This window comes from Streptomyces javensis, assembly GCF_039525925.1.
GTDB classification, from domain to species: domain Bacteria; phylum Actinomycetota; class Actinomycetes; order Streptomycetales; family Streptomycetaceae; genus Streptomyces; species Streptomyces asiaticus.
The window spans coordinates 54446-78359 of the sequence record NZ_BAAAIF010000048.1 but is presented as its reverse complement, the minus strand read 5'-3'; the positions used below and the strand labels follow the sequence as shown (position 1 = coordinate 78359).

Here is a 23914-nt window from a genome sequence, read left to right as displayed (position 1 = left end):
GCGCGGGCGGCCCCGCCGCCCTCCGGCGCGCCCGCCGCCAGCGTGCCGCCGGGCGGCACCTTCAGCTGCCACCGCTCGCCCCGTTTGCCCGCGTCCATGGCCTCGTTGGCGAGCCGGTCCGCGTGCTTGTTGTTCTCGCGCGGGATCCACTCGTAGGTCACCCGGCCGGGCGGGGCGATCGCCTTGGCCTCGGCGGCGAGCGGCCGCATATCGGGGTGCTTGATCTTCCAGCGGCCCGACATCTGCTCGATGACCAGCTTGGAGTCCATCCGCACCCGGACCTCGGCCGCCGGGTCCAGGGCGTGCGCCGCCCGCAACCCGGCGATCAGGCCCTTGTACTCGGCCACGTTGTTGGTCGCGGTGCCGAGGTACTCGGCCACCTCGGCGAGCGTCTCACCGGTCTCGGCGTCGCGCACGAGGGCGCCGTAGCCGGCCGGCCCGGGGTTGCCCCGGGACCCGCCGTCCGCCTCGACGATGAAGCGCCGCGCCATCGGGCTACAGCCCCGACTCGGGCGTACGGACCAGGATCCGGCGGCAGTTCTCGCAGCGCAGCACCGTGTCGGGGGCGGCCGAGCGCACCTCGTTGAGCTCGGTGATGGCGAGCTCCTGGCGGCAGCCGTCGCAGCTGCGCTGGTAGAGCCGGGCCGCGCCGACGCCGCCCTGCTGCTCGCGCAGCTTGTCGTACAGCTTCAGCAGATCGGCCGGGATGGTCCCGGCGATCACCTCGCGCTCCTTGGTGACGGTCGCGATCTCGGCGTCGATCCCCTCGGCCGCCGCGTCCCGGCGCGAGGTGGCGTCGCCGATCTTGGACTGGAGGGACTCCACCCGCTCGGTCAGCTCGGCGGCCCGCTCCTGGACGGACTCCCGGCGCTCCATGACCTCCAGGACGACGTCCTCCAGGTCACCCTGGCGCTTGGCGAGGGAGGCGATCTCGTGCTGGAGGTTCTCCAGGTCCTTCGGCGAGGTGACGGCCCCGGAGTCCAGGCGCTTCTGGTCGCGGGCGGCGCGCTGGCGCACCTGCTCCACGTCCTGCTCCGCCTTGGTCTGCTCGCGGGCGGTGTCGCTCTCCTCGGTCTGCGCGGCGATCAGCAGGTCGCGCAGCTGGGTGTGATCGGCGTTCAGCGTCTCGATCTCGGCGTGCTCGGGCAGCGTCTTGCGCTTGTGCGCGAGCTGCGACAGCCGGACGTCGAGCGCCTGGACGTCGAGAAGGCGGATCTGATCGGCGGGCGCGGCATTCAGCGTGGGGCTCCAGAGGAGTCGAGTTGGGGGCGGAAACGAGGTCAGGGAGTCGAGTGGGGGGCGGCGGGGGCCGCGGCGTGGGCCGTCCAGGGGTCGGTCACGATACGGGAGACATGCGTCCGCAGACCCCATCCGTGCCGGTCGGAGATCTCGTCCAGCTGGGCCGCGGCCTGCTCGGTCCAGGGCCATTCGGTGGCCCAGTGCGCGGCGTCCAGCAGGGCGAGATCGCTGTGCTCCCGCGCCTCCGACGACGGGTGGTGGCGCAGGTCCGCGGTGAGGAACGCGTCGACCCCGGCCGCGCGCACCGCGTCGAAGAGGCTGTCGCCGGAGCCGCCGCTGACGGCGACCCGGCGGACGGTGCGGTCCGGGTCGCCCGCGGCGCGGATGCCCTGCGCGGTGGCGGGCAGCCGGGCGGCGGCGCGCCCGGCGAACTCCCGCAGCGTCTCGGGGTGGTCGAGCTCGCAGATCCGGCCCAGTCCGCGGCGGCCCTCGAGGTCGGTGGCGTCGGGCACCAGCGGACCGACGATCCGCAGGTCGAGCGCGCCGGCGAGGGCGTCGGAGACGCCGGGGTCGGCGGTGTCGGCATTGGTGTGCGCGACGTGCAGGGCGATGTCGTTCTTGATGAGCGTGTGCACCACCCGGCCCTTGAAGGTGGTGGCGGCGACCGTGGTCGTCCCCCGCAGATAGAGCGGATGGTGGGTGATCAGCAGATCGGCGCCGAGGCGCACCGCCTCGTCGGCCACTTGCTGGACCGGGTCGACGGCGAACAGCACGCGGGTGACCTCGGCTTCGGGGTCACCGCACACCGTGCCGACGGCGTCCCACTGCTCCGCCCGCTCGGGCGGCCAGAGGGCGTCGAGCGCGGCGAGGACGTCGTTGAGTGCGGGCACGGGGCAAGGCTACCTCCCGGATCACGGGTGAGCCCTGCCCCGGCCTTCACTCAGCGCGACGACGGTCGCCACCCGGGCTCCGCCCGGGACCGAGGCCCGGCCGACCCGGCGCGGGCGCCGACGGCGGGCCGCCCGCTCCGGTCCCTCGCCGGGCCGACCCGGCACGTCCTGGACGTCATGCCCACCCCGCCCGACGCCGTCCGGGAGGGGAGCCCGGTCCCGGGCGGCACCCCACGTTCCCGAGCGGAGACGCTCATCCGTGGACGAGGTAGCCACGCAGGTCGTCCAGGACCCGGTCGGCGGCGGTGACGCCGAGGCCCAGGTACCAGGTCTCCTCGTCGACGTTCTTGGCGTGGCCCGCCTTGACCGCCGTCAGCTTCTTCCACAGCGGGTTGGACCGCGCCTGGTCGCGCTTGGTGGCCTTGGGGTCGCCGTAGACACCGGTGAAGATCCAGTCGGCGTCGGCCTCGTTGATCCGCTCCGGGCCGATCTCCGCGGCGAGATCGTTGATCTGCTGGTTCTTCGGGCGCGGCAGACCGACGTCCTGGAGGATGGTGCCGATGAAGGACGCCTTGGCGTAGAGCCGGGTGGCCTGCGGCATGAAGCGGAGCATGGTGATCGTCGGCTTGTCGGCGCCGATGTCCTCGCCCAGCTTCTCGGCCTTCTTCTCGTACGCGGCGAGGGAGCGCTCGGCCTCGGCGGTGCGGTCCAGGGCCGCGGCGTTGAGGCGGTAGTTCTCCTTCCAGGTGAAGCCGGGGCGGATGGCGAAGACGGTCGGGGCGATCTGCTTCAACTCGTCGTAGAGCGGCTCGGCGCGCAGCTTGCTGCCGAGGATCAGATCGGGGTGGAGGGCGTTGATGGCCTCGAGGTTGAGGTTGTTGATGGTGCCGACGTTCTTGGGGTTCCCGGCGTCCTTCTTGAGGTAGTCGGGTATGGCCTGGTCGCCCTCGGAGGGGGCGTAGCCGACCGGCTTCAGCCCCAGCGAGACCACGTTGTCGAGCTCGCCGACGTCGAGCACCACGACCCGCTTCGGCTTGCTCTTGAGCTCGGTCTTCCCCATCGCGTGGGTGATGGTGCGGGGGAACGCGCCGGGCCGCGCGTCCGTGCCCAGCTTCGCGGTCTCCTCGGCCGCCTTGCCGAAGTCCTTGCCGCCCTGGGCGACGGACTTCCCGCCCCCGCCGTTGCGCTTGCCGCCGTCCGCGCCGTCGTCCGACGATCCGCACGCGGTGAGGGAGAGCGCCCCGGCCAGGGCGAGGGCGAGGGCGGCACTGCCGCGGACGCGCAGGGACATGACGGAGCTCCAGGGATAGCCGGGCGCGCCCGTTCGCACGGGCGCGCCGATCGCACTTAGGTGTGCCTTACTTTAATCACACGCCGCCCCCGCGTCGCTTACAGCACATTCACCCCCGACCTCTCAGGCGAATCGGGCAAGAGCCACACTTACGGGTGGAGCACGCCCATTACGGCCGTCGGCAGGAAGAGCGAAAACTACGTTCAGTGGCCGGAGGTGACCGACCGATGACTGCCTGTGCCTTCGACACCGCCCTCACCGGGGGCGTCGGCGACCGGCCACGAGGGGGCTTCACCATCGCCTCGGACCGCTCGTACGGCGCGCGGCTCGCGCTCAGCGGGGAGGCGGGCTGCTGGTACCCCGAGCGCTGGACGCTGGACGGCCCTGAGCCCTACGCCGTACCGCTGCCCGCCGCCCAGCCCGAGGAGCCGGACAGCGAGTTGCTGCCGCTGGCCGACGGGCAGGTGCTCATCCACCGCCAGGTGGCCGGACACCACGCCTTCTCGCTGCTCTACCCGACCGGCCCCGGCACCGGCGAGCGCCCGCTCGGCGGCATCGACCGCGCCGAGGTCTCGCTGCTGCCGCCCCCGCCCGGCGGCCTGTGCGCGTTCGCGCTGGGGCGCGGGCCGCGGTCCACCTCCGTCTGGCTGCTGTTCGGCGGCGGCGTCCTCGCCCCCCAGCACCTGGTCGAGGTGCCCGGCCGATGTACGGGCGGCGGTTGGCTGGACCGCACGGGCCGGCTGCTGGCCCTCGACCGCGAACTCGACGGCCGTACGAAGACCGTCGTGGTCGATCTGCGGCGCGGCGGCGAGATCAGCCCGCTGCTCCAGATCACCGAGCGCAGCGACGACCGGCTGCTGCTCGCCGACCCCGACAGCGGTCTGCTGCTCGTACGGTCCGACGCGCCCGGCGAGGAGCGGCTGGGCTGGGGCGTGCTGGGCAGCACCCGGCCGGTGCGGTTCCCGGACTGTCTGCGGCCCGCGGGGTGGGCCGAGGCCACGCCGTTCGCGGTACAGCCGGGGCAGGTGCTGACGCCCGAGGGGTGCGCGGTGGCCTTCCGCATCGACGGACGGGGCGGATCCGGGTCGGGGCCCGGGGCCGGGGCCGGGCGGCCATGGGTGGGCGTATGGCGCCCGGCGGAGCGGCGCTTGCGCGAGTTCCCGGCGCCGGAGGGATGGCTTCCGGGCGCGGGCCTGTGGACGAGGGACGGCGAGCTGCGCCTGCCGTACGTCACCTCCCAGGTGCCCTGCGGGCTGGCCAGGGTGCGGCTGGCCGGGGCGGTGGGGGCGGCTGGGTCGGCGCCGAGGCTGTCGGGCGGCTCGTGGGCGAGCGGTGCCACGGGCCCCGTCGCACACAGCACCGCGGGCGCGGCGGGGCCGTCCGGGGCGGGGTCTTTCGGGTCGGGGCCGTTCGGGGCGGGGCCATCCGGGGCGGGGTCTTTCGGGTCGGGGTCGTCCGGGGCGGGGCCATCCGGGGCGGGGCCGTTCGGGTCGGCGGAGGCGCGATGGAGACCCGACGACACGGCGGGGCCGTGGAGACCGGGCGACACGGCGGCGCCGTGGAGACCGGGCGACACGGCGGCGCCGTGGCAGCCGGACGACGCGACGGGGGCCCGGCGGATCGCGCGCATGACACCGGTGACCGAGCCATCCGGCCAGGTGACGGAGGAGTCCGGCCCGGCCACGGCCCGGAGGCCGGAAGCACTGTGGCGACGGGACGGCGCGGCGGCGTGGGCGTCGGACGAAGCGACCGGGGCCCGGCGGATCGCTTCGGTGACACGGGCATCCGGACCGGCTCCGGCCGAAGCGCGGGGCGTTCAGGCGTCGCGGGCGGCGACGCCCGCGGCCGGGATCGCGACCAGGATCACACCGTGGACCCGGGTCGGCGGGCCCGGCGCGTCCCTCCCCGCGCGAGCGTCCGGGTCCGCGGCGCCTGAGCCGACGCCACCGCCGTCGCCATCGCCGTCGCCATCGCGGACACCCGAGCCCATGCCGCTACGGGAGCGGGCGCCGATGGCCGTACCCGAGCCGGTGCCGCTGCCCGTGCGCCAGCGCGTGCCGATGGCCGTACCCGAGCCGACGCCGCTGCCCGTGCACGAGCGGGTGCCCGAGCCCGAGTGCGGATCCGGGGTCGAGCCGTGGGGCGGGACCGGGTCGTGGGCCGGGGTCGAGCAGGAGATGGGGCCCGAGCCGGAGCCCGCTCCCGGGACCGGTCTGACACCCGCCCTGCGGCCCGTACCGCTACAGCAGGCGCCGCTCGCGCGGCCACCCCGGCCCCGGCCACCCCGCTGGGTCCGGGATCACCCACTTGGTTAGACTAAGGCAGGGGCTGCGCATCCCTGCGTTCACGCGTGGGACGCCTCGGGTGATGCGCATGGAACGTCGTGCGACATCGTGGTCAGCCCCTTTCGCACAGTACAAAGCGATCTGACGGGGTGACGTACCCACCATGTCCGAAACCCACATCGACACGACCCAGGCGCGCCCGCGGGACGCCGCCGCGGCCCAGGCCGATGGCGCTCAGGGCAAGCACCGGGGGCAGGCCGCGTCCGAGGAGACCCAGGCACCGTCCCACGGCCGCCACCGTCGCCCGAACGAGAACGGATCCTGAGGCCCGGCTCCTGAGGCCCGGCTCCTGAGGCCCTCAAGACATAGGCACCTCAGGGTCTTCCCCGATCGCGGGACGGGCTGGATTTCCCCGGGAAGTCCGGCCCGTCCGGCGATCGCGGGGTGCCCCAGCCGCCCCCCTGGCCGGGCGGCGTCTCACCCCCGCTTGAGCCCCAGCACCTCCACCGCCGCGAAGCCCTCCCCGCCCCGCTCCGCGAAGTACGGCGTCAGCGCCGCGTCCAGCTCCTCGAAGCCGAAGGCGTCACCCTTCGCGTCCACCTTCGCCGCCACCTTCGGCCGCTCCAGGATCGCCAGCATGCCGCCGTGCACCACGAACACCTGGCCGTTCACCTTCGCCGCGGCCGGTGAGGCGAGATAGCCGACCAGCGGGGCCACATGTTCGGGGGCGAGGGCGTCGAGGCGGCCGTCCTCCGGGAGCTCGAAGTCGGCGAAGACGTCCTCGGTCATCCGGGTGCGGGCGCGCGGGCAGATGGCGTTGGCCGTCACCCCGTACTTGGCGAGGGCCGCCGCCGTGGAGGTGGTGAGCCCGACGATGCCGCCCTTGGCCGCCGCGTAGTTCGGCTGGCCCGGCGAACCGGCGAGGAACGCCTCGGAGGAGGTGTTGACGATCCGGCCGTGCACCGGGCCGCCGTCCGCCGCCTTGGACCGCTCGCGCCAGTGCGCGGCGGCGAAGCGGATGGTGTTGAAGTGGCCCTTGAGATGGACCCGGATCACCGAGTCCCACTCGTCCTCGCTCATCGAGAAGACCATCCGGTCGCGCAGGATGCCCGCGTTGTTGACCAGGATGTCCAGCGCGCCGTAGGTGTCGATGGCGAGCCGGACCAGCTCGCCGGCCCGCGCGAAGTCCGCCACGTCGCCCGCGTGGGCCGTGGCCCGGCCACCGGCCGCGCGGATCTCCTCGGCGACCTGCTCGGCGGGTCCCGCCGATGCCTCGCCGCTGCCGTCGCGTCCGCCCTGTCCGTAGTCGTTGACGACGACACTGGCGCCCAGCCGCGCCAGCTCCAGGGCCTCGGCGCGGCCGAGCCCGCGCCCGGCGCCGGTGACGATCGCGGTCTTCCCGGTCAGCGGGCCGGTCACATCTCGATGCATGTGCGCAGCGCCTCCCCGGTCCGCATCTGGCCGATCGCGTCGTTGATCTCGCCGAGCCGCACCCGGTGGGTGATCAGCCCCTCGAGGTCGATCCGGCCCGCCCGCCACAGGTCGATGGTGCGCCGGTAGGAGCGGAGCACATCGCCGCCGCCGTACAGCGAGGGCAGGATCCGCTTCTCGTCGAAGAACAGCTCGAACATGTTGAGCTGGAGGAAGTCGTCCAGCGCCCCGGCGCCGACCACGCACAGCGTGCCGCCGCGCCGGGTGATCTCGTACGCCCGGCGGGCGGTGGCGGAGCGGCCCACGACCTCGAAGACGTAGTCGAAGCCCTCGCCCGCCGTGACGCTGTTCTTGGCGGTGTCGAGACCGTCCGGGGTCACCGCCTCGGTGGCGCCGAAGCGCAGCGCGGCCTCGCGCCGCGACTGCACGGGGTCGACGGCGACGATCCGCGCGGCGCCCGACGCCCTCGCCCCCTGGATGACGCTGATGCCCACCCCGCCGCAGCCGATGACCGCGACCGACGAACCGGCCTCCACCCGGGCGGTGTTGAAGACCGCTCCGAGCCCGGTGGTCACCCCGCAGCCGATGAGCGCGGCGATGTCGAACGGGACGTCGTCGGGGATCGGCACGGCGCAGGGCGCGGCCAGCACGATCTCCTCGGCGAAGGTGCCGGTCCCGGACATCCCGAAGACGTCCTCCGGACTGCCGCCCGGACGGCGGAAGTTGGGGGTTCCGGCGTTCATGAACCCGGTCAGGCACAGCTCGGTCTGACCGCGCTGACAGGACGGACAGCCGCCGCAGGCGGGCAGCCAGCACACCAGCACCCGGTCGCCGGGGCTCAGCCCGGTCACCCCGTCGCCCACGTCGAGGATCTCGCCCGCGCCCTCGTGGCCGGGGACGAACGGCGCGGGCTGCGGCAGCACCCCGGCCATCGCGGAGAGGTCGGAGTGGCACAGCCCGGTGGCCCTCAGCCGCAGCCGGACCTTGCCGGGGCCGAAGCCCACCGCCTCGATGTCGTCGAGGACCTCGAGCTTGTCCTGTCCCGTCTCGTGAAGTACGGCTGCGCGCACAGCGGCTCCTCGTGATGTCGAGCGTGCGTGATCTCAGGCGCGAGTGGCCTGTGTGGTCTCAGGCGTGAGTGGTCTCAGGCGTGAGTGATCTCAGGTGTGTTCGACGATGGTGTCGGTGAGGACCGGTGCGTCGTCCCGCTCGACCGCGGTCGCCGTCACCTGGACGCGCCCCTCGTCCCGCCACATCCGGACGCGCAGGGTCTCGCCCGGATACGCGACCCCGGCGAAGCGGGTGGTGTACGAGCGCACCCGGGCCACCTCCCCGTCCAGCGCCGTGTCCACGACCGCCTTGAGCACCATCCCGTACGAGCACAGCCCGTGCAGGATGGGCTTCTCGAACCCCGCCAGCTTGGCGAACTCGGGGTCGGCGTGGAGCGGGTTCCAGTCCCCGGAGAGCCGGTAGAGCAGCGCCTGGTCCTCGCGGATGGCCCGCTCCACGGTGCGGTCCGGTTCACGGACCGGGGGCTCCAGGCGGTCGGAGGGGCCGCGCTCACCGCCGAAGCCGCCCTCGCCCCGGACGAAGATCCGGGTGTCGCAGGTCCACAGCGGGCCGTCCGCGTCGGCCACGTCGGAGCGCAGCACGATGACCGCCGCCTTGCCCTTGTCGTAGACGGCGGCGACCTTCGAGGTCTGGGTGGCCTCGCCGCCGAGCGGGATGGGCCGGTGCAGTTCGACGGTCTGGCCGCCGTGCAGGACGGCGGCGAGGTCGACGTCGATACCGGGTGCCGCCATGCCTCCGGCGACCGCCATCCCGCCGCCCGCGACGGTCGCGAAGCTGGGGAGCACATGGAGCTTGCTCTCCAGGGTGTAGCGGAGCTCCTGGGGGTCGGTGGCGGGGATTCCGGCGCCGATGCCCAGATGGTAGAGCTGGATGTCCTTCTGTCCCCAGATGAGGGCCGTGCTCCGGGGTTCGGCCGAGACGGCCTTCGCGACATCGATGGGCATGGGGCGACACCACTCCTTGGTCCGCTCGCTGGGCCACGGTCCGAAGACCCCGGCCCGCCCGTCCGCACCGTCGGCCGTGCCGGGGTCGTCGCTGGTCGGCAGGGTCGCGCCGTCCGCGTGGACATGTAGAACGCGTTCTAGCCGATGGCACCCTGTATAGCCCAATCGCCCCGAAGGGGGAAGGGTGTGGGCGACGTGCGCTGACGGGCCGTCAGGTGGTCGCGGCCGGGGGGGCCGAAGGCCCTGGGACAAATGTCACGGCCATCCCCCGACATCCGCATCTGCCCAGCTCATACGGGGATCCGTAAGGTCTGACGCATGTATGCCACCACCGCGCGCATCGAGCGCCTCAAGCCACCGGGCCGCCGCGCCTTCGTGCCCTGGCTCTTCATGCTCACGGGGGACGTACAGGCGCTCTTCAAGGGGAAGACGCCGCTGCCCTGGCTCGGCGCCGCGGGAGTGGCGGCCTTCATCGCGCTCTACCTCACCGCCGCGTTCACGGCCCTCGACGAGCGCCGCCGCCACACCAGGATCCCGCTGCTGGCGCTGGTCGGGCTGGCGGCGGTCACCTATGCGCTGGGCATCGGCTATGCCGGGAACTGGCTGCTGTGCTTCCCGCTGCTGTCGCTGGCCTCCGGGATCGTGCTGCGCGGGGGGCGGCGCCAGCTGGGGCCCGTCATCATCACCCTGTCCGGCTCCGCGGGAATCATCGCCGGGCTCCGCGGCGGCCCCTCGGACTCGCTCACGGTCTCCTACGGCACCATGCTGTCCGGTCTGGTGGCGGCGGCCATCCTGTCGCTCTTCGAGACCGTGGCGCAGCTCCGCGCGACCCGCCAGGAGCTGGCCCGTACGGCGGTGGAGAAGGAGCGGCTGCGGTTCTCCCGCGATCTGCACGACCTGCTCGGCCACACCATGTCGGTCGTCGTGGTCAAGGCGGAGGCGGTACGCCGGCTCGCCCCCAAGAACCTGGAGGCCGCGCTGGGGCAGGCCGCGGACATCGAGGCGGTGGGGCGGCAGGCGCTCACCGAGATCCGCGAGGCCGTGACCGGCTACCGCGAGGGCAGCCTGGCCACCGAGCTGGACCGGGCTCGCTCGGCGCTGGACGCCGCCGGTATCGAGGCCGTCGTCCGCCGCGAGGGGCCGCCGCTGGCCCCGCAGACCGAGGCGCTGCTGGGGTGGGTGGTCCGCGAGGGCGTCACCAACGTGGTGCGGCACAGCGGGGCGTCCCGGTGCGAGATCGAGGTGCGGGGCGGCACGGACCAGGTACGGCTGGAGATCACGGACGACGGGGGCGGCGTAGGCTCCCGTGCCACCGGTACGTACGCGGACGGCAGCCCGAAGATCGGCGGTACCGGGCTCAAGGGCCTGGCCGAGCGGCTGTCCACGGCGGGCGGCTCGCTGGAGTCCGGCCCCGCCGGGCGCCGGGGCTTCCGGCTCGTCGCCGAACTGCCGGTGGATACGGAGGACGTGGTGGAGGCCGAGGTCGAGGGAGCCCGGACGGCGTGAACGAGACGGAGGACGCGAAGGGCGTGAAGGATGCGACAGGCGTGATCAAGCTCCTGCTCGCCGAGGACCAGGGGATGATGCGGGGCGCGCTCGCCCTGCTGCTCGGTCTCGAGGACGACTTCGAGATCGTCGCGCAGCTCGGGAACGGGGACGAGATCGTGGACCGGGCCCTGGAGACCCGGCCCGATGTGGCGCTGCTCGACATCGAACTGCCCGGCCGCAGCGGTCTGGACGCGGCCGCCGCGCTGCGCGAGGCGCTGCCGGAGTGCCACGTGCTGATCCTCACCACCTTCGGCCGCCCCGGCTATCTGCGCCGGGCGATGGAGGCGGGGGCGGCCGGGTTCCTGGTCAAGGACGGCCCGGTGGAGGAGCTGGCCGTGGCGATCCGCCGGGTGCTGGCCGGTGAGCGCGTGATCGACCCGGGCCTGGCCGCCGCCGCCCTGAGCGCGGGCCCCAACCCGCTGACCCAGCGCGAGCGAGATGTGCTCTCGGCGGCGGTGGACGGGGCGACGGTCGCGGACATCGCGGCCAAGGTGCACCTCTCCCCCGCCACCGTGCGCAACTACCTCTCCTCGGCCATCGGCAAGACCCAGACCCGCAACCGCATGGAGGCCGTCCGCGCCGCCCGCCAGAACGGCTGGCTGTAAGCGGGGTCACGAGGAGCCGCGGGTGACCGCGGGCCGGTCACGAGGGACCGCGGGTGACGGCGGGAGCCACGGGTGACGGCGAGCCGGTTACGAGGGACCGCGGGTGACGGCGGGCGTACGCGGCAGCAGGACGGCCATCAGCACCACCGCCGTCGCGATGATCCCGGTGGCCACGACGAAGGCGCGGCCGTACCCCGCCGCGAGCGCCTCCGGTCCGCCCCCGCCGTGCGCCGTGATCCGCTCGGCCGCGACCGTGGCCAGCACGGTCAGGCCGAGCGCGCCGCCGATCTGCCGTGAGGTGTTGACCAGCCCGGACACCAGCCCCGCCTCGGAGGGTGTGGCGCCGGAGGTGGCGGAGGCGGCGAGCGGGGTCATCATCAGCCCGCTCCCGAGCGACATGATGATCGCGGGGCCCAGGACCGTCCCCACATAGGTGCCGTCGGCGCCCATCCGGCTCTGCCACGCGTAGCCGACGACGGCCAGCGAACCGCCCGCGATCGCCAGCAGCTTGCCGTCCACCCGGCCCATCAGCCGGGGTGCGAGCTTCGAGCCGAGGACGATCGACAGGCTGTGCGGGAGGAAGGCGAGACCGGCCTTGACCGGGCTGTAGTGGAGCACGTTCTGGAGGTAGAGCGTCATGAAGTACCACATGGCGAACATGCCGCCGCCGCACACCACCATCACCGCGTTCGCCGCCGACACCGCCCGGACGCGGAACAGCCGCAGCGGCATCAGCGGCTCCTCGGTCCGTGCCTCGACGGCCAGGAACACCGCGAGCAGCACCAGACCGGCGAGCAGGGGGCCGAGCGAGGCGGCGGCGGTCCAGCCGTGCGGTTCGGTCTGCACGATGCCGTACGCGAGCGCCGCGACGCCCGCCGTGACCAGCACCGCGCCCGGTGCGTCGAGCCGCCGCGCCGTCCCGGAGCGGCCCTCGGCCAGCCACACCGCCGCGGCCACCAGCACCACGATGCCCACCGGCACATTGACCAGCAGCACCCAGCGCCAGGACAGGTACTCGGTGAGCACACCGCCGACCAGCGCGCCCGCCGCGCCCCCGCCGGCGCCGACCGCGGTCCAGGTGCCGATGGCCCGGTTGCGGGCCGAGCCGGTCGGGAAGGTGGTGGTGAGAATGGTGAGGGTGGCCGGGGAGAGCACGGCCGCGCCGATGCCCTGAAGGGCACGGGCGGCGATGAGCTGCCAGGGCTGCTGGGCGACGCCACCGGCCAGGCTGGCCGCGGTGAACAGCCCCAGCCCGGCGAGGAAGACCCGTTTGCGCCCGAAGAGGTCGGCCGCGCGCCCGCCGAGCATCAGGAACCCGGCGAAGGTGAGCGCGTAGGCGTTGACCACCCATTGCAGCGCGGTCTCGCCGAGCCCCAGGTCCGTACGCATCGACGGCAGCGCGACGTTCACCACCGATATGTCGAGCACCACCAGGAACTGTCCGGCGCAGGCGGCCAGCAGGACCGCCCACATGGGGGGCGAGGTGCGCGGGGCCCGGGCGGCGGCCGCGGTTTCCGAGGGGAGGGGCGCTGGGGTGGACATGACGGCGATGCTCGCATCCGGAACCCGTCGTACGCATCGGCGTTTCCGCGCATTTGGGTAGGGCGCAAGACCTAGGCGCTCCGCTGGAGGTGTCGTGTGGAAGTGTCGCGATGCGTCGTCGGCCGACCGGCGGCGCCGTCGTGGCGGCCTCTGACCCGCTTGGTACCTCCCCGGTGGGCACCCGTCACGAGGCCGTGGCCCGAGGCCGTGGCCCCGGGCGCCGGAGGCCGGTGGCGGTGCGGCAGGATGAGCGGGTGACTCAGTCTGCTGCCGCCGCCGCGCCCGCGGCCCCCGACCGCACCGTGCTCGACGCCTTCGAGGCGGCGAAAGGCTTCATGCCGCTGGACGAGGGGCTCGCCCTGTATGCCGCGGCCGTGCGGGCGGCGGCGCCGGGGCTGCCGCTGGTGGAGGTCGGCACGTACTGCGGGCGCTCCACGATCCTGCTGGCCGACGCCGCCCGCGCGGCGGGGACGGTCGCCGTGACCGTGGACCACCACCGGGGCTCCGAGGAGCAGCAGCCGGGCTGGGAGTACCACGACCCGGAGGTGGTCGACCCCGAGGTGGGGCGGATGGACACGCTGCCCACGTTCCGCCGCACCCTCCACCGGGCGGGCCTCGAGGACCATGTCATCGCCATGGTCGGGCGGTCCCCGCGGGTCGCGGCGGTGTGGGGGAAGCCGGTCGGGCTGGTCTTCATCGACGGCGGGCACACCGACGAGCACGCGAGCGCCGACTACGAGGGCTGGGCGCCGCATGTCGCGCCGGACGGGCTGCTGGTGATCCACGACGTCTTCCCCGACCCGGCCGACGGCGGCCAGGCGCCGTACCGGATCTACCGCCGCGCGCTCGCCTCCGGTGCGTTCACCGAGGTCTCCGCCACCCGCTCGCTCCGCGTCCTGCGCCGCACGGCGGGCGCCACCGCCCCCGCGGCCTGAGGCGCCCGGGGCCTGAGGCGCCCGCGGCCCGAGGCACCCGGCGCCCCGCCCACCTGATCGCGAGCACGCGGCCGGGGCTCCCGGCTTGTCCGGCCGCCCGTCTCTGGGGGCGGGCGGCGCCCGACGCCCCCGCCCCCAGAGACGGGCGGGCGCCACCGGCCCCGGGCCCCGAGGCGCCGCCGCCCTGCCCACCTGATCGCGAGCACATGGCCGGGGCGCCCGGCTTGGCCCACCGCCGCCCGCCCCGGTGGCGGTTGGCGGCCGAATGCGCTCCGACGGCACGTATGCGGGGACAGCCCTGGGCCCGGGCCCCGCGATCATCATGTCGCTCGGGAGCGGGCTGATGATGACCCCGCTCGCCGCCTCCGCCACCCCGCCCCCGGCGACAGACAGCGGCCGACGCCCCGTTCCCCGCTGACGCATCCGCGCCCCGTCCCCCGCTGACGCATCCGCGGCGAGCGCGCCCGCGCGGCCCGGGCCTGCCGGAAGGCCGGCCGCCGCCACGCCCGGTGACAAGGCGCGGCGCCCGCCCGGCCGAGGCGGCGCGGCGAGGCGACCCGGACGAGGCGACCCGGACGAGGCGACCAGGACGAGGCGACCAGGACGAGACGACGCGGCGACCAGGACGAGGCTGCTCGACCGGCGAGGGGTGGGCGGCCGGGCCCGCCGGGTCGCACGCCGCCCGGCGCCCGAGGGGCATCGGCCGGGCCGCTACCATCGCCCGCGTGTCCTACGGCAGCTTTCCTCCAGAGCCCGGTCGCCGCGGCGGCACCCTCGCCATCGTCCTGGTGGCGCTGATACCCGCCTGCTTCGTCGGCTGGCTGCTGTGGAGTTCCCTGGGCGGTTCGAAGGACGACGGCGCGGGCGGGGCCAGCGGACCCACGACCTCCTCGACGTCCTCCCCGCCGCCCCCGTCGTCCGGCGCGGCCTCACCGCCCGCGCCGTCCGGGGAGTCCGGACGGCCCGGAGCGCCCGGTAAGCCCCTCAAGGGGAAGGTCGTGGTGATCGACCCCGGCCACAATCCGCGCAACCGCGACCATCCCTCGCAGATCGCCCGGCTCGTGGACATCGGCACCGAGAAGAAGGAGTGCGACACCACGGGCACGGCCACCAACTCCGGCTACCCCGAGGCGTCCTTCACCCTCGACGTGGCGCGCCGCGCCCGCACCCTGCTCGAAGCGCGCGGCGCCACGGTGTGGTTCACCCAGGACGGCGACCGGCCGTACGGGCCGTGCGTGGACGAGCGCGCGGAGATCGGCAACAAGGCCCACGCCGACGCCGCGGTCTCCGTGCACGCGGACGGCGCGGCCGCCGGGGAGCGCGGCTTCCACGTGATCCTGCCCAAGTCCGTACGCGGCGGCGGCGCGGACACCTCCGCCATCACCGCGCCCTCCCGGCGGCTCGGAGAGCGGCTGCGCGGCGATTTCGCCAAGGCCACCGGCAGCGGGCCCGCGCGGTACATCGGCGACGGCAGCGGGTTGGACGTCCGGGGCGACCTGGGCGGGCTCAACCTCTCCACCGTTCCCAAGGTGTTCATCGAGTGCGGCAATATGCGCGACTCGAGGGACGCCGCCGAACTGACCGATTCGGCGTGGCGGGAGCGCGCGGCGCGCGGTATCGCGCAGGGCATTACGGACTTCTTGAACGAGTAGGGCTGCCACAACCGAACGGGAGGTCACGACCGGGATACCGATGGGACACCCCCGGTCTCCGCGGCCGGATTCACCCGTACGATGGGGCCCACCCCCGACGCCTTCGCGCTATCGCGCCTGGCGGCAGCGCTCGTACAGACGAAACCGACAAAGGACCTCACGTTGAACATCCGCTCGCTCACTCGAGGCGACGGCGTGGTGATCGGAGCAGCGGTGTTGCTGTTCATCGCCTCCTTCCTCGACTTCTACACCAACGACTGCGGCGGCAGCAGCTTCTGCCAGGACGCCGGTGTGAACGGATGGAAGTCCGCCTTCTTCCCCGTACTGCCGTCGATCTTCCTGGCCGGCCTGATCGCCGCGGCGCTCATCGTCTCCGCGCGTTTCCAGCCCGCGGGCCGCAACCTCTTCGGGCTCTCGCTCGACCAGTGGGGTTCGGCGCTCGCGGTCTTCGCGGCCTGGAGCTCGCTGTGGACGATCATCGGCGGCCCGGACGGGGTCGACAAGGGCGTCGGGCAGATCCTCGGCCTGATCGCCACCCTGGCGATGGCGGCCGTCGCACTGCTCACGCAGCGCGTCCCGGCTCTCAAGGCCCCGCTGATGAGCGCCTCCGGCCCGGCCCCGTCCCCGTACGGCGCCCAGGGCCCGCAGCCGGGGTACGGCTACCCGGGCCCGGGCGGTGCCCAGCCCGGCGCCCCCGCGCCGTACGGCGCCCCGCAGCCGGGCCAGCCCGGCCAGCCGCAGCCCGGCCAGTCCTTCGGCGGCCAGCAGGCTCCGGCCCCCACCCCGCCGGCCGCGGGTGGCGGGGACTTCGCCCCGTTCTGGTTCGCGGTCCCGGTGGCCCGTCCGCTGTACGCGGAGGACGGTTCGTCGAGCACCATCGCCGAACTGGCCCCCGGCACCTGGTACCTCGCGGTGGAGCAGCGCGGTCAGGCGCTGGTCGCCCAGACGCAGGACGGCCGCCGCGGTGTGCTCCAGGACACCACGGGGATCCAGCGCGGCTGACCCGCACATGCGCGATTGACCCGCGTACCCGGGTCGCATGACGCAGCGACGGCCCCTCGCCCGCATACGCCCGGGCGGGGGGCCGTTGCCATGTGCGGCCCCGGCCCGTACAGTCCGGCCGGTGTGCGGCTGACGCGCCGTCAGTCGCCGCTCTCCACCCTGTCCGGCGGAACGAGGGGGCTCAGCATGCGGCTCGGTCTGGCGCTCGGCTACTGGGGCCGCGGCCCCGACCCCCACCATCTGGAACTCGCCCGGGAGGCGGAGCGGCTGGGTTACCACTCGGTGTGGACCGCCGAGTCCTGGGGTTCGGACGCCTTCACCCCGCTCACCTGGCTCGCCGCCCACACCACCCGGATCGCGCTCGGCACGGCGGTGGCGCAGATGGCCGCCCGCACCCCCACCGCCACCGCCATGCAGGCGCTCACCCTGGACCATCTCTCCGGCGGCCGGATGATGCTGGGGCTGGGGCTGTCCGGACCGCAGGTGGTCGAGGGCTGGTACGGACGCCCGTTCCCCAAGAGCCCGCTGACGGCAACCCGGGAGTATGTCGAGGTCATCCGGCAGGTGCTGAGCCGCGAGGCGCCGGTGCGGCTCGACGGGCGCTACCACCCCCACCCCTACGCCGGACCTGACGCCACCGGCCTTGGCAAACCCCTCAAGTCCATCGTCCACCCGCTGCGTGCCGGCCTCCCGGTGCTGCTCGGCGCGGAGGGGCCCAAGAACATCGCCCAGACCGTGCGCATCGCCGACGGCTGGCTGCCGCTGTACTGGTCGCCGTCGCGCGCGCCGGAGCTCTACGGGGAGGCGCTGACCGAGGCCCGGGACGGCTTCATGGTGGCGCCGATGACACAGGTGCGGGTGTGCGCCGATGTGGCGGAGGGGCTGAAGCCGGTCAAGGCGATGCTCGGCTTCTACATCGGCGGAATGGGCCACGCGGCCCGGAACTTCCACGCCGATCTGATGGCCCGCTTCGGCTACGAGGCCGAGGCGCGCCGGGTGCAGGAGCTGTTCCTGGCGGGTCGGCGGGGGGAGGCGATCGAGGCCGTGCCGGACGCCTTCGCCGATGAGATCTCGCTGGTCGGGCCGCGTGAGCGGATCGCGGAGCGGCTGGAGTTGTGGCGCAAGGGCCCGATCACGGATCTGCTGGCGCTGGCGCCGGACCTCGAGACGCTGCGGGTGCTGGCCGAGCTGGCGGGCTGAAGCACGGGCTGACCCGCGTCGTACGGGTGTGCGGCCGGGCTTGGTTTGGCTTCGCTCCGCCGGGCAACACGTGAGGCATGTCACGAAGTTATCGCCACGGAAGCAACCAGGCGGCGACCGTCGTGGCGGTCGTCGCGGACGTCATGGCCGTCATCCTCGGCCTCTGGATCCTGTTCGCCCTTCTCGACGCCAATCGCGCCAACGACCTCGTCACGGTGGTCCATGACGCGGCGAGCTGGCTCGCGAGCTGGTCCCATGACCTCTTCACGATGGACACGGACTGGCTCCGGACCGTCCTCAACTACGGCCTCCCGGCCGTGGTGTACCTCTTCATCGGCCACGCCATCGCGGGGCGGCTCCGCCGCGGCTAGCGGGCGTCCGACGGTACGTGGCGCCTGCGGCGGGCTGTTCCCCTCCCCGCCCCTTCCCACAACTGGGGCTGAAGCCCCAGCCCCCGGGCGCAAGGGGCGAAGCCCCTGCCACGCGCCAGAGCCGCGAGCTCCACTGGAAGTGCCCCGATCTGCCGCCGATCGCCCGCGACACCGTCGTGGCTGGTCGCGCCCACGCGGCGGAGCCATCGGCGAAAGTCCGCCGATGGCTCCGCCGGACACCCGTAGGCCACGGCCGGGTGCGCGCCCCGAAGGGGCGCGGGGAACCGCGCGATCAGCCACGACGGCGTCGCGGACGATCGACGGCATGGTGGGGCACCACCTCGGGACCTGGGGCTTCAGCCCCAGTTTCGGGAAGGGGCGGGGCGGGGAAAGGCCCGGCGCAGGCGCCGAGGCCCCCTGGTCACGGCCAAGGCGCAGCACCCGGCAGACCCGGCTTACGGGGTGCCCGCCGCGTGGCACGGGCTTCGCACCCGGACCTCCGGGGCCTGGGGCGGAGCCCCGGTTGTGGGAAGGGGCGAGTAGGGGAACAGCCCGCCGCGGGCGGCACGAACCGCCAGCCGCTCCCTAGTGCCGCGTCAGCCAAGGTTTGCCCGGTAGCGAGGCGTCCTGGTGCGGTCAGCTGCAAGGCGCCGAATCGGCCTCGTAGTGGGCCTACTCGGTCGGTTCGGCAACGCCGCAGATGGCCGTGCCAGGGCGGCGAGCGGGGCAAACCTTGACTGATGCGGCACTAGCCGCAGCAGTCCGAGTCCAAGCCCCGCGGCAGCCCCTCGCCCCCGAAGACGGCCGTCGTCGCCTCGTCCCCACCCAGCGCCGCCACGGCAAGCAGCAACGACCCGGCCGTCCACGTCGTGCGCTCCTCCGGCCAGACCGCGTCGTCCTCGAACACGTAGCCGGTCCAGTACATGCCGTCCTCGGCGCGCAGCGTCGGCTGGATCCAGCGCAGGATGTCCACCGCGCGGTCGGACTCCCCCATCACCCAGAGCGCGAGCGCCAGTTCGCAGCTCTCGCCGCCGGTGACCCAAGGGTTGGGCGAGACACAGCGCACCCCGAGCCCGGGGACCACGAAGCGGTCCCAGCCCTCCTCGATGCGCTCCTTGGCGGCGGCGCCGGTGACCGCGCCGCCGAGGACCGGGTAGTACCAGTCCATCGAGTAGCGGTGCTTGTCCAGGAACCGCTCGGGGTGGTGGCGTATGGCGTGGCCGAGCAGCCCGGCCGACAGCTCCCAGTCGGGCTGGGGCTCCTCGCGGTGCTCCGCGATGGCCAGCGCACAGCGCAGCGCCTGGTAGACGGAGGAGGAGCCGGTCAGCAGGGCGTCGGAGTCCACGGTGCCGTCGGCGCGGTGCCGCCAGCCGATCTGACCGCCGCTCTGCTGGAGCCCGAGCACGAACTCGACGGCGGCGAAGACGGTGGGCCAAATGCCATCGAGGAAGGCGTCGTCGCCCGTGGAGAGGTAGTGGTGCCAGGCGCCGACGGCCACGTAGGCGCAGAAGTTGGACTCCCGGCCGCGGTCAGTGGGGTCGGTGGCGGCGACGCCGTCCGGGGTGTCGGGGTAGGCCGCGTACCAGGAGCCGTCGGGGTTCTGGTGCCGGGCCAGCCAGCGGTAGGCGGCCGTGGCGCGCTCGTGCTCGCCCGCCGCGTCCAGCGCCATCGCGGACTCGATGTGGTCCCAGGGGTCGAGGTGGTGGCCGCGGAACCACGGTATGGCGCCGTCCGCGCGCTGGACGGCGGCGATGCCCTCGACCGTGCGCAGCACCTGCTCGGGGCTGAGCACCCCGGGCAGCGCGAGCCGTTCGGTGCGGGGGCCGGGGCGCGGTCCGAGCGCCGTCACGCCCGCTCCTCACGCGGGGCGTGGGGCTTGGTCGCGTACGCCACGAAGCTCTTGCCGATGACGGGGTTCAGGGCGCGCTCGGCGAGCCGCGTGGCCAGCGGCTTCTTCATGATGTCCCACACCAGCAGCTGGTGGTACGCGCGCACCGGCAGCGCCTTGTCGTTGTCCACTCCGAAGGCGCACTTGAGCCACCAGTAGGGGCTGTGCAGCGCATGGGCGTGGTGGGTGCCGTAGGGCCGCAGCCCGGCCTCGCGCATCCTCTCCAGCAGCTCATCGGCGCGGTAGATGCGGATATGGCCGCCCTCGACCTCGTGGTAGGCGTCCGAGAGCGCCCAGCAGACCTTCTCCGGGCCGTAGCGCGGCACGGTGACGGCGATCCGGCCGCCGGCCTTGAGCACCCGCACCATCTCGGCGAGCACGCCCTTGTCGTCGGGTATGTGCTCCATCACCTCGGAGATGATGACGACGTCGAAGCTGTCGTCGGGGAAGGGCAGGGCGAGGGCGTCGCCCTCCATGGCGGTGGCGGTGGCGCCCGCCGGGGCCTCACCGGCCTCCTTCATGGCGGCGAACCACTTGGCCACCTCGCGTATCTCCTCGCCGTTGCGGTCGAGCGCCACGACCTGGGCGCCGCGCCGGTAGCACTCGAAGGCGTGCCGTCCGGCGCCACAGCCCAGATCGAGGACGCGATCGCCGGGGGCGAGGGGGAAGCGGGAGAAATCGACGGTCAGCACGGGGGTCTGCTTTCGTCCGGCGGATTCGTGAGGCGGGAAGAGGTCGGGAGGCGGGAAGAGGTCGGGAGGCGGGAGGTGTCGGAAGTGGGAGAGGCGGCGGCTCAGCGGCGGGCGGCGGTCCGCGCGGCGGCGCCGATGGCCTGTCGGTACTGCTCCACGGTGCCGCGCGCGGCCTGCTCCCAGGTGAAGCGCCGCAGCACCCGGTCCCGGCCCGCCGCGCCCAGCCGCCGTCTGAGGTCGGCGTCGCCCAGCAGCCGGGTCAGGGCCGCGGCGAGCGCGTCGGCGTCGCCGGGCGGTACGGCCAGGCAGGTGTCGCCGTCGGCCCCGGCGACCTCGGGTATCGCGCCACCGGTGGTGGCCACCAGCGGGGTGCCGGTGGCCATGGCCTCGGCGGCGGGCAGCGAGAACCCCTCGTACAGCGAGGGCACACAGGCGATCTGGGCGCCGCGCACCAGGTCCACCAGTTCGGCGTCGCTGATGCCCTTGACGAACTCGACGGCGTCCTCGAGCCCGTGGCGCGCCATGGCGACGGCCACCGGCCCCTCCTGGGGCCGCTTGCCGACGACGACCAGATGCGCCTCTGGGTTCTCGGTACGGACCTTGGCGAGTGCCTCGACCAGATACACCAGCCCCTTGAGCGGCACATCCGCGCTGGAGGTGGTGACGATGCGGCCGGGAGTCTCCGGGACGGCGGGATCGGGCGAGAACAGGCCGGTGTCCGCGCCGATGTGCACCACGTGGATCCGGTCCGGCCGCACCCCGAGGTCCGCCACGATCTCCCGGCGGGAGGAGCCGGAGACGGTGAGCACCGAGGGCAGCCGCCGGGCCACCCGCTTCTGCATCCGGGTGAAGCCGTACCAGCGGCGCACGGAGAACCGGCGCTTCCAGCCGTCGGCGGCGTCCAGCTCCAGCTGCCGGTCGACGGTGATCGGGTGGTGGATGGTGGTCACCAGCGGGAAGCCGAGCCTCTCCAGGCCCAGCAGCCCGTAGCCCAGGGTCTGGTTGTCGTGGACGACGTCGAACTGGCCGGGGCGCGCCGCCAGATGGCGGCGGGCGCGCAGGCTGAAGGTGAGCGGCTCGGGGAAGCCGCCGGTCCACATGGTGGAGACCTCCAGGGCGTCGATCCAGTCCCGGAACTCCTCCCGCCGGGGGGTGCGGAACGGATCGGGCTGGCGGTAGAGGTCCAGGCTGGGCAGCTCGGTGAGGGTGACGCCCTCCCCGGCGTCGAGCACCGGATACGGCTGGGCGCCGATGACCTCGACGGTGTGGCCGAGCCGGGCGAGTTCGCGGGAGAGATGGCGTACGTAGACGCCCTGGCCCCCGCAGAACGGATTCCCCTTGTAGCTGAGCAGCGCGATGCGCAGCGGCCGTTCCTCGGTGGCGGTGGGGGGTGCTGCTCGAAGCGGGTCGGCCCCGGTCTCCTGCGCGGCCTCTGCGGTCACTCGCGCCCCCTCCTTGGTGCAGTTCAGCGGGAGCGTATCCGCTTCCGTTTATCTAGAACAAGTTTCACTAACGCATCCCCTGAGGACTCACGAAGATACCTGCCCCGGACGACCGCTCCAGGGCCGGGGCAGGTGATCCCTACCACTCGGTAGCCGGGACCTGAGGAGAAGTTGACGACGGGGGTGTGCACCGGGTGCGCCCTCACCGGCGCGACCACGGAGGCCGCCCGGCAGCAACCTGCCCCAACTGCGCGGACACGGGTGCTTCACGAAGGACCCGCGCTAGCCTAGAACGAGTTCCAGTGACTCGCAGGCCCGGGACGGTCCTGCCATCATGCACGATGTCCGCTTGTCGCCGACCCGCAGACGCAACACATTCGAAGTGGGACAGATGACCGCAGAAGTCAAGCCGGCCGCTCTCCAGCTGACCGAGCGGCAGGAGGCGCGCCGCCGGCGCATCCTGCACGCCAGCGCCCGGCTGGCCAGCCGAGGCGGCTTCGACGCGGTCCAGATGCGCGAGGTCGCGGAGAACTCCGGGGTGGCGCTCGGCACCCTCTACCGCTACTTCCCCTCCAAGGTCCATCTGCTGGTCGCCACGATGCAGGATCAGCTCCAGCACATGCACGAGACGCTGCGCAAGCGGCCGCCGACCGAGGAGGAGCCGGCCGCCCGGGTCGCCCAGACGCTGATGCGCGCCTTCCGGGCGCTCCAGCGCGAACCCCACCTGGCCGACGCGATGGTGCGCGCGCTCACCTTCGCCGACCGGTCGGTCAGCCCGGAGGTGGACACGGTCTCCCGGCTCACCACCGCGATCATCCTCGACGCGATGGGCCTGGCCGAGGCCCCGACGGCCGAGCAGCTCTCGGCGGTCCGCGTCATCGAGCACACCTGGCATTCGGCGCTGATCACCTGGCTCTCGGGGCGTGCCTCGATCGCCCAGGTGAAGATCGACATCGAGACCGTCTGCCGTCTGATCGACCTCACCGCCCCGACCCCGGCCCGATAGCCGAGCGGACGGCACACAGGACGGACGGCACGCCGGACGGACGGCACGCCGGACGGCCGGCACAACAGGGGCGCGCACGCCAATTCCTGCGCCCCTTCGAGCTTCTGGAAGGGGTTTGTGCGCCCTTGCGCCCCCCATTGGCTCAAATTCCGCGTTCACGCCCTGCCCAATCCCGGTATTCATGAACGGCGCGCGACAGAGCGACAACGGCGCGCGACGAGAGAACCGCATCGTGGGGGGTGGAGAAGTTCGTGATCCGGTTACTTCTGGTACACGAGTCAGGATTGCTGAGATCGGCCCTGGCATCCGTGATAGGGGCCGAACCAGACATCGAGGCGGCCGCGTGCTCCTGGCGCGACGCGCGTAGCAGAGCCCGTTCCCTACAGCCGCAGGTGTGCGTGGTGGACACGGACAGCCCGGCGGCCGACAAGGCGGCACGGAAGGGCGAGTGGGGGAAGTTCGTGGCATCCGCCTCTGGGGAGGGCGGGGACTGCGGACTGCTGGTGCTCGTCAACTCGGAGCGGCCGGGCCCACTGCGCCGCGCGCACGAGGCCCGCGCGCTCGGCTACGTGGACAAGGACGCACCGCCGCAACGGCTGGTCGAGGCCATACGCCAGGTGGCGAGGAAGGAGCGGTACGTGGACGACGCGCTCGGCTATGGCTTCCTCCAGGCGGCCAAGATCCCGCTGACCGAGCGGGAGTTAGGGGTGCTGTCACTGGCCGCCGACGGCGCCTCCATACCGGAGATCGCCCGTACGCTGCACCTGTCCACCGGGACGATCCGCAACTACCTGGCCGCGATCACCCGGAAGACCGGGGCGCGCAACCGCGTGGACGCCATACGGATATCGCAGTGCGAGGGCTGGGTCTGAAACCGAGG

The 23914-nt window shown here is 73.5% G+C and carries 22 protein-coding genes; 11 read left to right on the top strand and 11 right to left on the bottom strand.

Annotated features, from left to right (window positions below; all coding sequences use genetic code 11):
- From ABD329_RS32895 to ABD329_RS32880, 4 genes are all read right to left on the bottom strand, one after another.
- A partial coding sequence (locus ABD329_RS32895) for a reverse transcriptase-like protein (RefSeq protein WP_344317319.1) occupies positions 1 to 491 on the bottom strand: 491 nt, incomplete at its 3' end.
- Positions 492 to 495: 4 nt separating this feature from the next.
- Positions 496 to 1239 (bottom strand): zinc ribbon domain-containing protein, encoded by a 744-nt coding sequence (locus tag ABD329_RS32890; protein WP_198279604.1) that lies wholly within the window; start codon positions 1237 to 1239, stop codon positions 496 to 498.
- A gap of 41 nt (positions 1240 to 1280) precedes the next feature.
- Positions 1281 to 2129 (bottom strand): Nif3-like dinuclear metal center hexameric protein, encoded by an 849-nt coding sequence (locus ABD329_RS32885; protein WP_344317318.1) that lies wholly within the window; start codon positions 2127 to 2129, stop codon positions 1281 to 1283.
- A 253-nt stretch (positions 2130 to 2382) separates the two neighbouring features.
- A complete protein-coding gene (locus ABD329_RS32880; RefSeq protein WP_198281965.1) occupies positions 2383 to 3420 on the bottom strand; it encodes an ABC transporter substrate-binding protein in 1038 nt (345 codons plus the stop codon).
- Between the two features lie 227 nt (positions 3421 to 3647).
- Here ABD329_RS32880 and ABD329_RS48355 point away from each other — a divergent pair, with 227 nt between their 5' ends.
- Positions 3648 to 5735 carry a hypothetical protein gene (locus ABD329_RS48355; RefSeq protein WP_425574408.1) on the top strand — a complete coding sequence of 696 codons (2088 nt, stop codon included), beginning with the start codon at positions 3648 to 3650 and terminating at the stop codon, positions 5733 to 5735.
- 133 nt (positions 5736 to 5868) lie between these two features.
- Positions 5869 to 6030: a hypothetical protein gene (locus tag ABD329_RS32870; RefSeq protein WP_344317316.1), complete on the top strand. Its 162-nt coding sequence runs from the start codon at positions 5869 to 5871 to the stop codon at positions 6028 to 6030.
- A gap of 152 nt (positions 6031 to 6182) precedes the next feature.
- Here the strand turns inward: ABD329_RS32870 and ABD329_RS32865 are convergent, their stop codons facing one another.
- The 3 genes from ABD329_RS32865 to ABD329_RS32855 all read right to left on the bottom strand — a co-directional run bounded on the left by ABD329_RS32865 (position 6183) and on the right by ABD329_RS32855 (position 9151).
- A complete protein-coding gene (locus tag ABD329_RS32865; protein ID WP_344317323.1) occupies positions 6183 to 7124 on the bottom strand; it encodes a 3-oxoacyl-ACP reductase in 942 nt (313 codons plus the stop codon).
- A complete protein-coding gene (locus tag ABD329_RS32860) occupies positions 7121 to 8206 on the bottom strand; it encodes a Zn-dependent alcohol dehydrogenase (RefSeq protein WP_344317315.1) in 1086 nt (361 codons plus the stop codon). Before ABD329_RS32860 ends, ABD329_RS32865 begins: the two co-directional genes overlap by 4 nt.
- Before the next feature lie 90 nt (positions 8207 to 8296).
- Entirely contained in the window at positions 8297 to 9151 is an 855-nt protein-coding gene (locus ABD329_RS32855) for a MaoC/PaaZ C-terminal domain-containing protein (RefSeq protein ID WP_344317314.1), read from the bottom strand.
- A gap of 318 nt (positions 9152 to 9469) precedes the next feature.
- On the opposite strand from ABD329_RS32855, the gene ABD329_RS32850 reads away from it, so the two are divergent.
- Positions 9470 to 10657 carry a sensor histidine kinase gene (locus ABD329_RS32850; RefSeq protein WP_344317313.1) on the top strand — a complete coding sequence of 396 codons (1188 nt, stop codon included), beginning with the start codon at positions 9470 to 9472 and terminating at the stop codon, positions 10655 to 10657.
- 41 nt (positions 10658 to 10698) lie between these two features.
- The gene (locus ABD329_RS32845) at positions 10699 to 11304 is read left to right on the top strand and encodes a response regulator (RefSeq protein ID WP_344317321.1); all 606 of its coding nucleotides are present in this window, start codon (positions 10699 to 10701) and stop codon (positions 11302 to 11304) included.
- 87 nt (positions 11305 to 11391) lie between these two features.
- Here the strand turns inward: ABD329_RS32845 and ABD329_RS32840 are convergent, their stop codons facing one another.
- A complete protein-coding gene (locus ABD329_RS32840) occupies positions 11392 to 12846 on the bottom strand; it encodes an MFS transporter (RefSeq protein WP_344317312.1) in 1455 nt (484 codons plus the stop codon).
- A gap of 254 nt (positions 12847 to 13100) precedes the next feature.
- Here ABD329_RS32840 and ABD329_RS32835 point away from each other — a divergent pair, with 254 nt between their 5' ends.
- The 5 genes from ABD329_RS32835 (at position 13101) to ABD329_RS32815 (ending at position 18006) form a co-directional block, all read left to right on the top strand.
- Entirely contained in the window at positions 13101 to 13781 is a 681-nt protein-coding gene (locus ABD329_RS32835; RefSeq protein WP_198282448.1) for a class I SAM-dependent methyltransferase, read from the top strand.
- A 725-nt stretch (positions 13782 to 14506) separates the two neighbouring features.
- The gene (locus tag ABD329_RS32830) at positions 14507 to 15433 is read left to right on the top strand and encodes an N-acetylmuramoyl-L-alanine amidase (RefSeq protein WP_198278455.1); all 927 of its coding nucleotides are present in this window, start codon (positions 14507 to 14509) and stop codon (positions 15431 to 15433) included.
- A gap of 162 nt (positions 15434 to 15595) precedes the next feature.
- Complete coding sequence (locus ABD329_RS32825; RefSeq protein WP_198278456.1) at positions 15596 to 16435, top strand: DUF5336 domain-containing protein; 840 nt, start codon at positions 15596 to 15598, stop codon at positions 16433 to 16435.
- A 186-nt stretch (positions 16436 to 16621) separates the two neighbouring features.
- Positions 16622 to 17635 (top strand): LLM class F420-dependent oxidoreductase, encoded by a 1014-nt coding sequence (locus ABD329_RS32820; RefSeq protein ID WP_198278457.1) that lies wholly within the window; start codon positions 16622 to 16624, stop codon positions 17633 to 17635.
- Between the two features lie 77 nt (positions 17636 to 17712).
- Entirely contained in the window at positions 17713 to 18006 is a 294-nt protein-coding gene (locus ABD329_RS32815; protein ID WP_043237004.1) for a hypothetical protein, read from the top strand.
- A 748-nt stretch (positions 18007 to 18754) separates the two neighbouring features.
- Here ABD329_RS32815 and ABD329_RS32810 read toward each other — a convergent pair.
- The 3 genes from ABD329_RS32810 to ABD329_RS32800 form a co-directional block, all read right to left on the bottom strand.
- Positions 18755 to 19855, bottom strand: a complete 1101-nt coding sequence (locus tag ABD329_RS32810; protein WP_198276786.1) for a prenyltransferase/squalene oxidase repeat-containing protein — start codon at positions 19853 to 19855, stop codon at positions 18755 to 18757.
- The gene (locus ABD329_RS32805; protein ID WP_198276785.1) at positions 19852 to 20586 is read right to left on the bottom strand and encodes a class I SAM-dependent methyltransferase; all 735 of its coding nucleotides are present in this window, start codon (positions 20584 to 20586) and stop codon (positions 19852 to 19854) included. Before ABD329_RS32805 ends, ABD329_RS32810 begins: the two co-directional genes overlap by 4 nt.
- Positions 20587 to 20687: 101 nt before the next feature.
- Positions 20688 to 22028 (bottom strand): glycosyltransferase family 4 protein, encoded by a 1341-nt coding sequence (locus ABD329_RS32800; RefSeq protein ID WP_198278929.1) that lies wholly within the window; start codon positions 22026 to 22028, stop codon positions 20688 to 20690.
- A 391-nt stretch (positions 22029 to 22419) separates the two neighbouring features.
- Between ABD329_RS32800 and ABD329_RS32795 the strand changes: the two genes are divergently transcribed.
- Positions 22420 to 23034: a TetR family transcriptional regulator gene (locus ABD329_RS32795; RefSeq protein ID WP_198278930.1), complete on the top strand. Its 615-nt coding sequence runs from the start codon at positions 22420 to 22422 to the stop codon at positions 23032 to 23034.
- 251 nt (positions 23035 to 23285) lie between these two features.
- The gene (locus tag ABD329_RS32790; RefSeq protein WP_198278931.1) at positions 23286 to 23906 is read left to right on the top strand and encodes a response regulator transcription factor; all 621 of its coding nucleotides are present in this window, start codon (positions 23286 to 23288) and stop codon (positions 23904 to 23906) included.
- Positions 23907 to 23914: the final 8 nt, after the last annotated feature.

Excerpts from the sequence above, each read along its gene's own strand:
- ABD329_RS32815 (WP_043237004.1), top strand. The coding sequence starts at position 17,713 with ATGTCACGAAGTTATCGCCACGGAAGCAACCAGGCGGCGACCGTCGTG.
- ABD329_RS32795 (WP_198278930.1), top strand. The coding sequence starts at position 22,420 with ATGACCGCAGAAGTCAAGCCGGCCGCTCTCCAGCTGACCGAGCGGCAG.
- ABD329_RS32840 (WP_344317312.1), bottom strand. The coding sequence starts at position 12,846 with ATGTCCACCCCAGCGCCCCTCCCCTCGGAAACCGCGGCCGCCGCCCGG.
- ABD329_RS32855 (WP_344317314.1), bottom strand. The coding sequence starts at position 9,151 with ATGCCCATCGATGTCGCGAAGGCCGTCTCGGCCGAACCCCGGAGCACG.
- ABD329_RS32850 (WP_344317313.1), top strand. The coding sequence starts at position 9,470 with ATGTATGCCACCACCGCGCGCATCGAGCGCCTCAAGCCACCGGGCCGC.
- ABD329_RS32870 (WP_344317316.1), top strand. The coding sequence starts at position 5,869 with ATGTCCGAAACCCACATCGACACGACCCAGGCGCGCCCGCGGGACGCC.
- ABD329_RS48355 (WP_425574408.1), top strand. The coding sequence starts at position 3,648 with ATGACTGCCTGTGCCTTCGACACCGCCCTCACCGGGGGCGTCGGCGAC.
- ABD329_RS32880 (WP_198281965.1), bottom strand. The coding sequence starts at position 3,420 with ATGTCCCTGCGCGTCCGCGGCAGTGCCGCCCTCGCCCTCGCCCTGGCC.
- ABD329_RS32820 (WP_198278457.1), top strand. The coding sequence starts at position 16,622 with ATGCGGCTCGGTCTGGCGCTCGGCTACTGGGGCCGCGGCCCCGACCCC.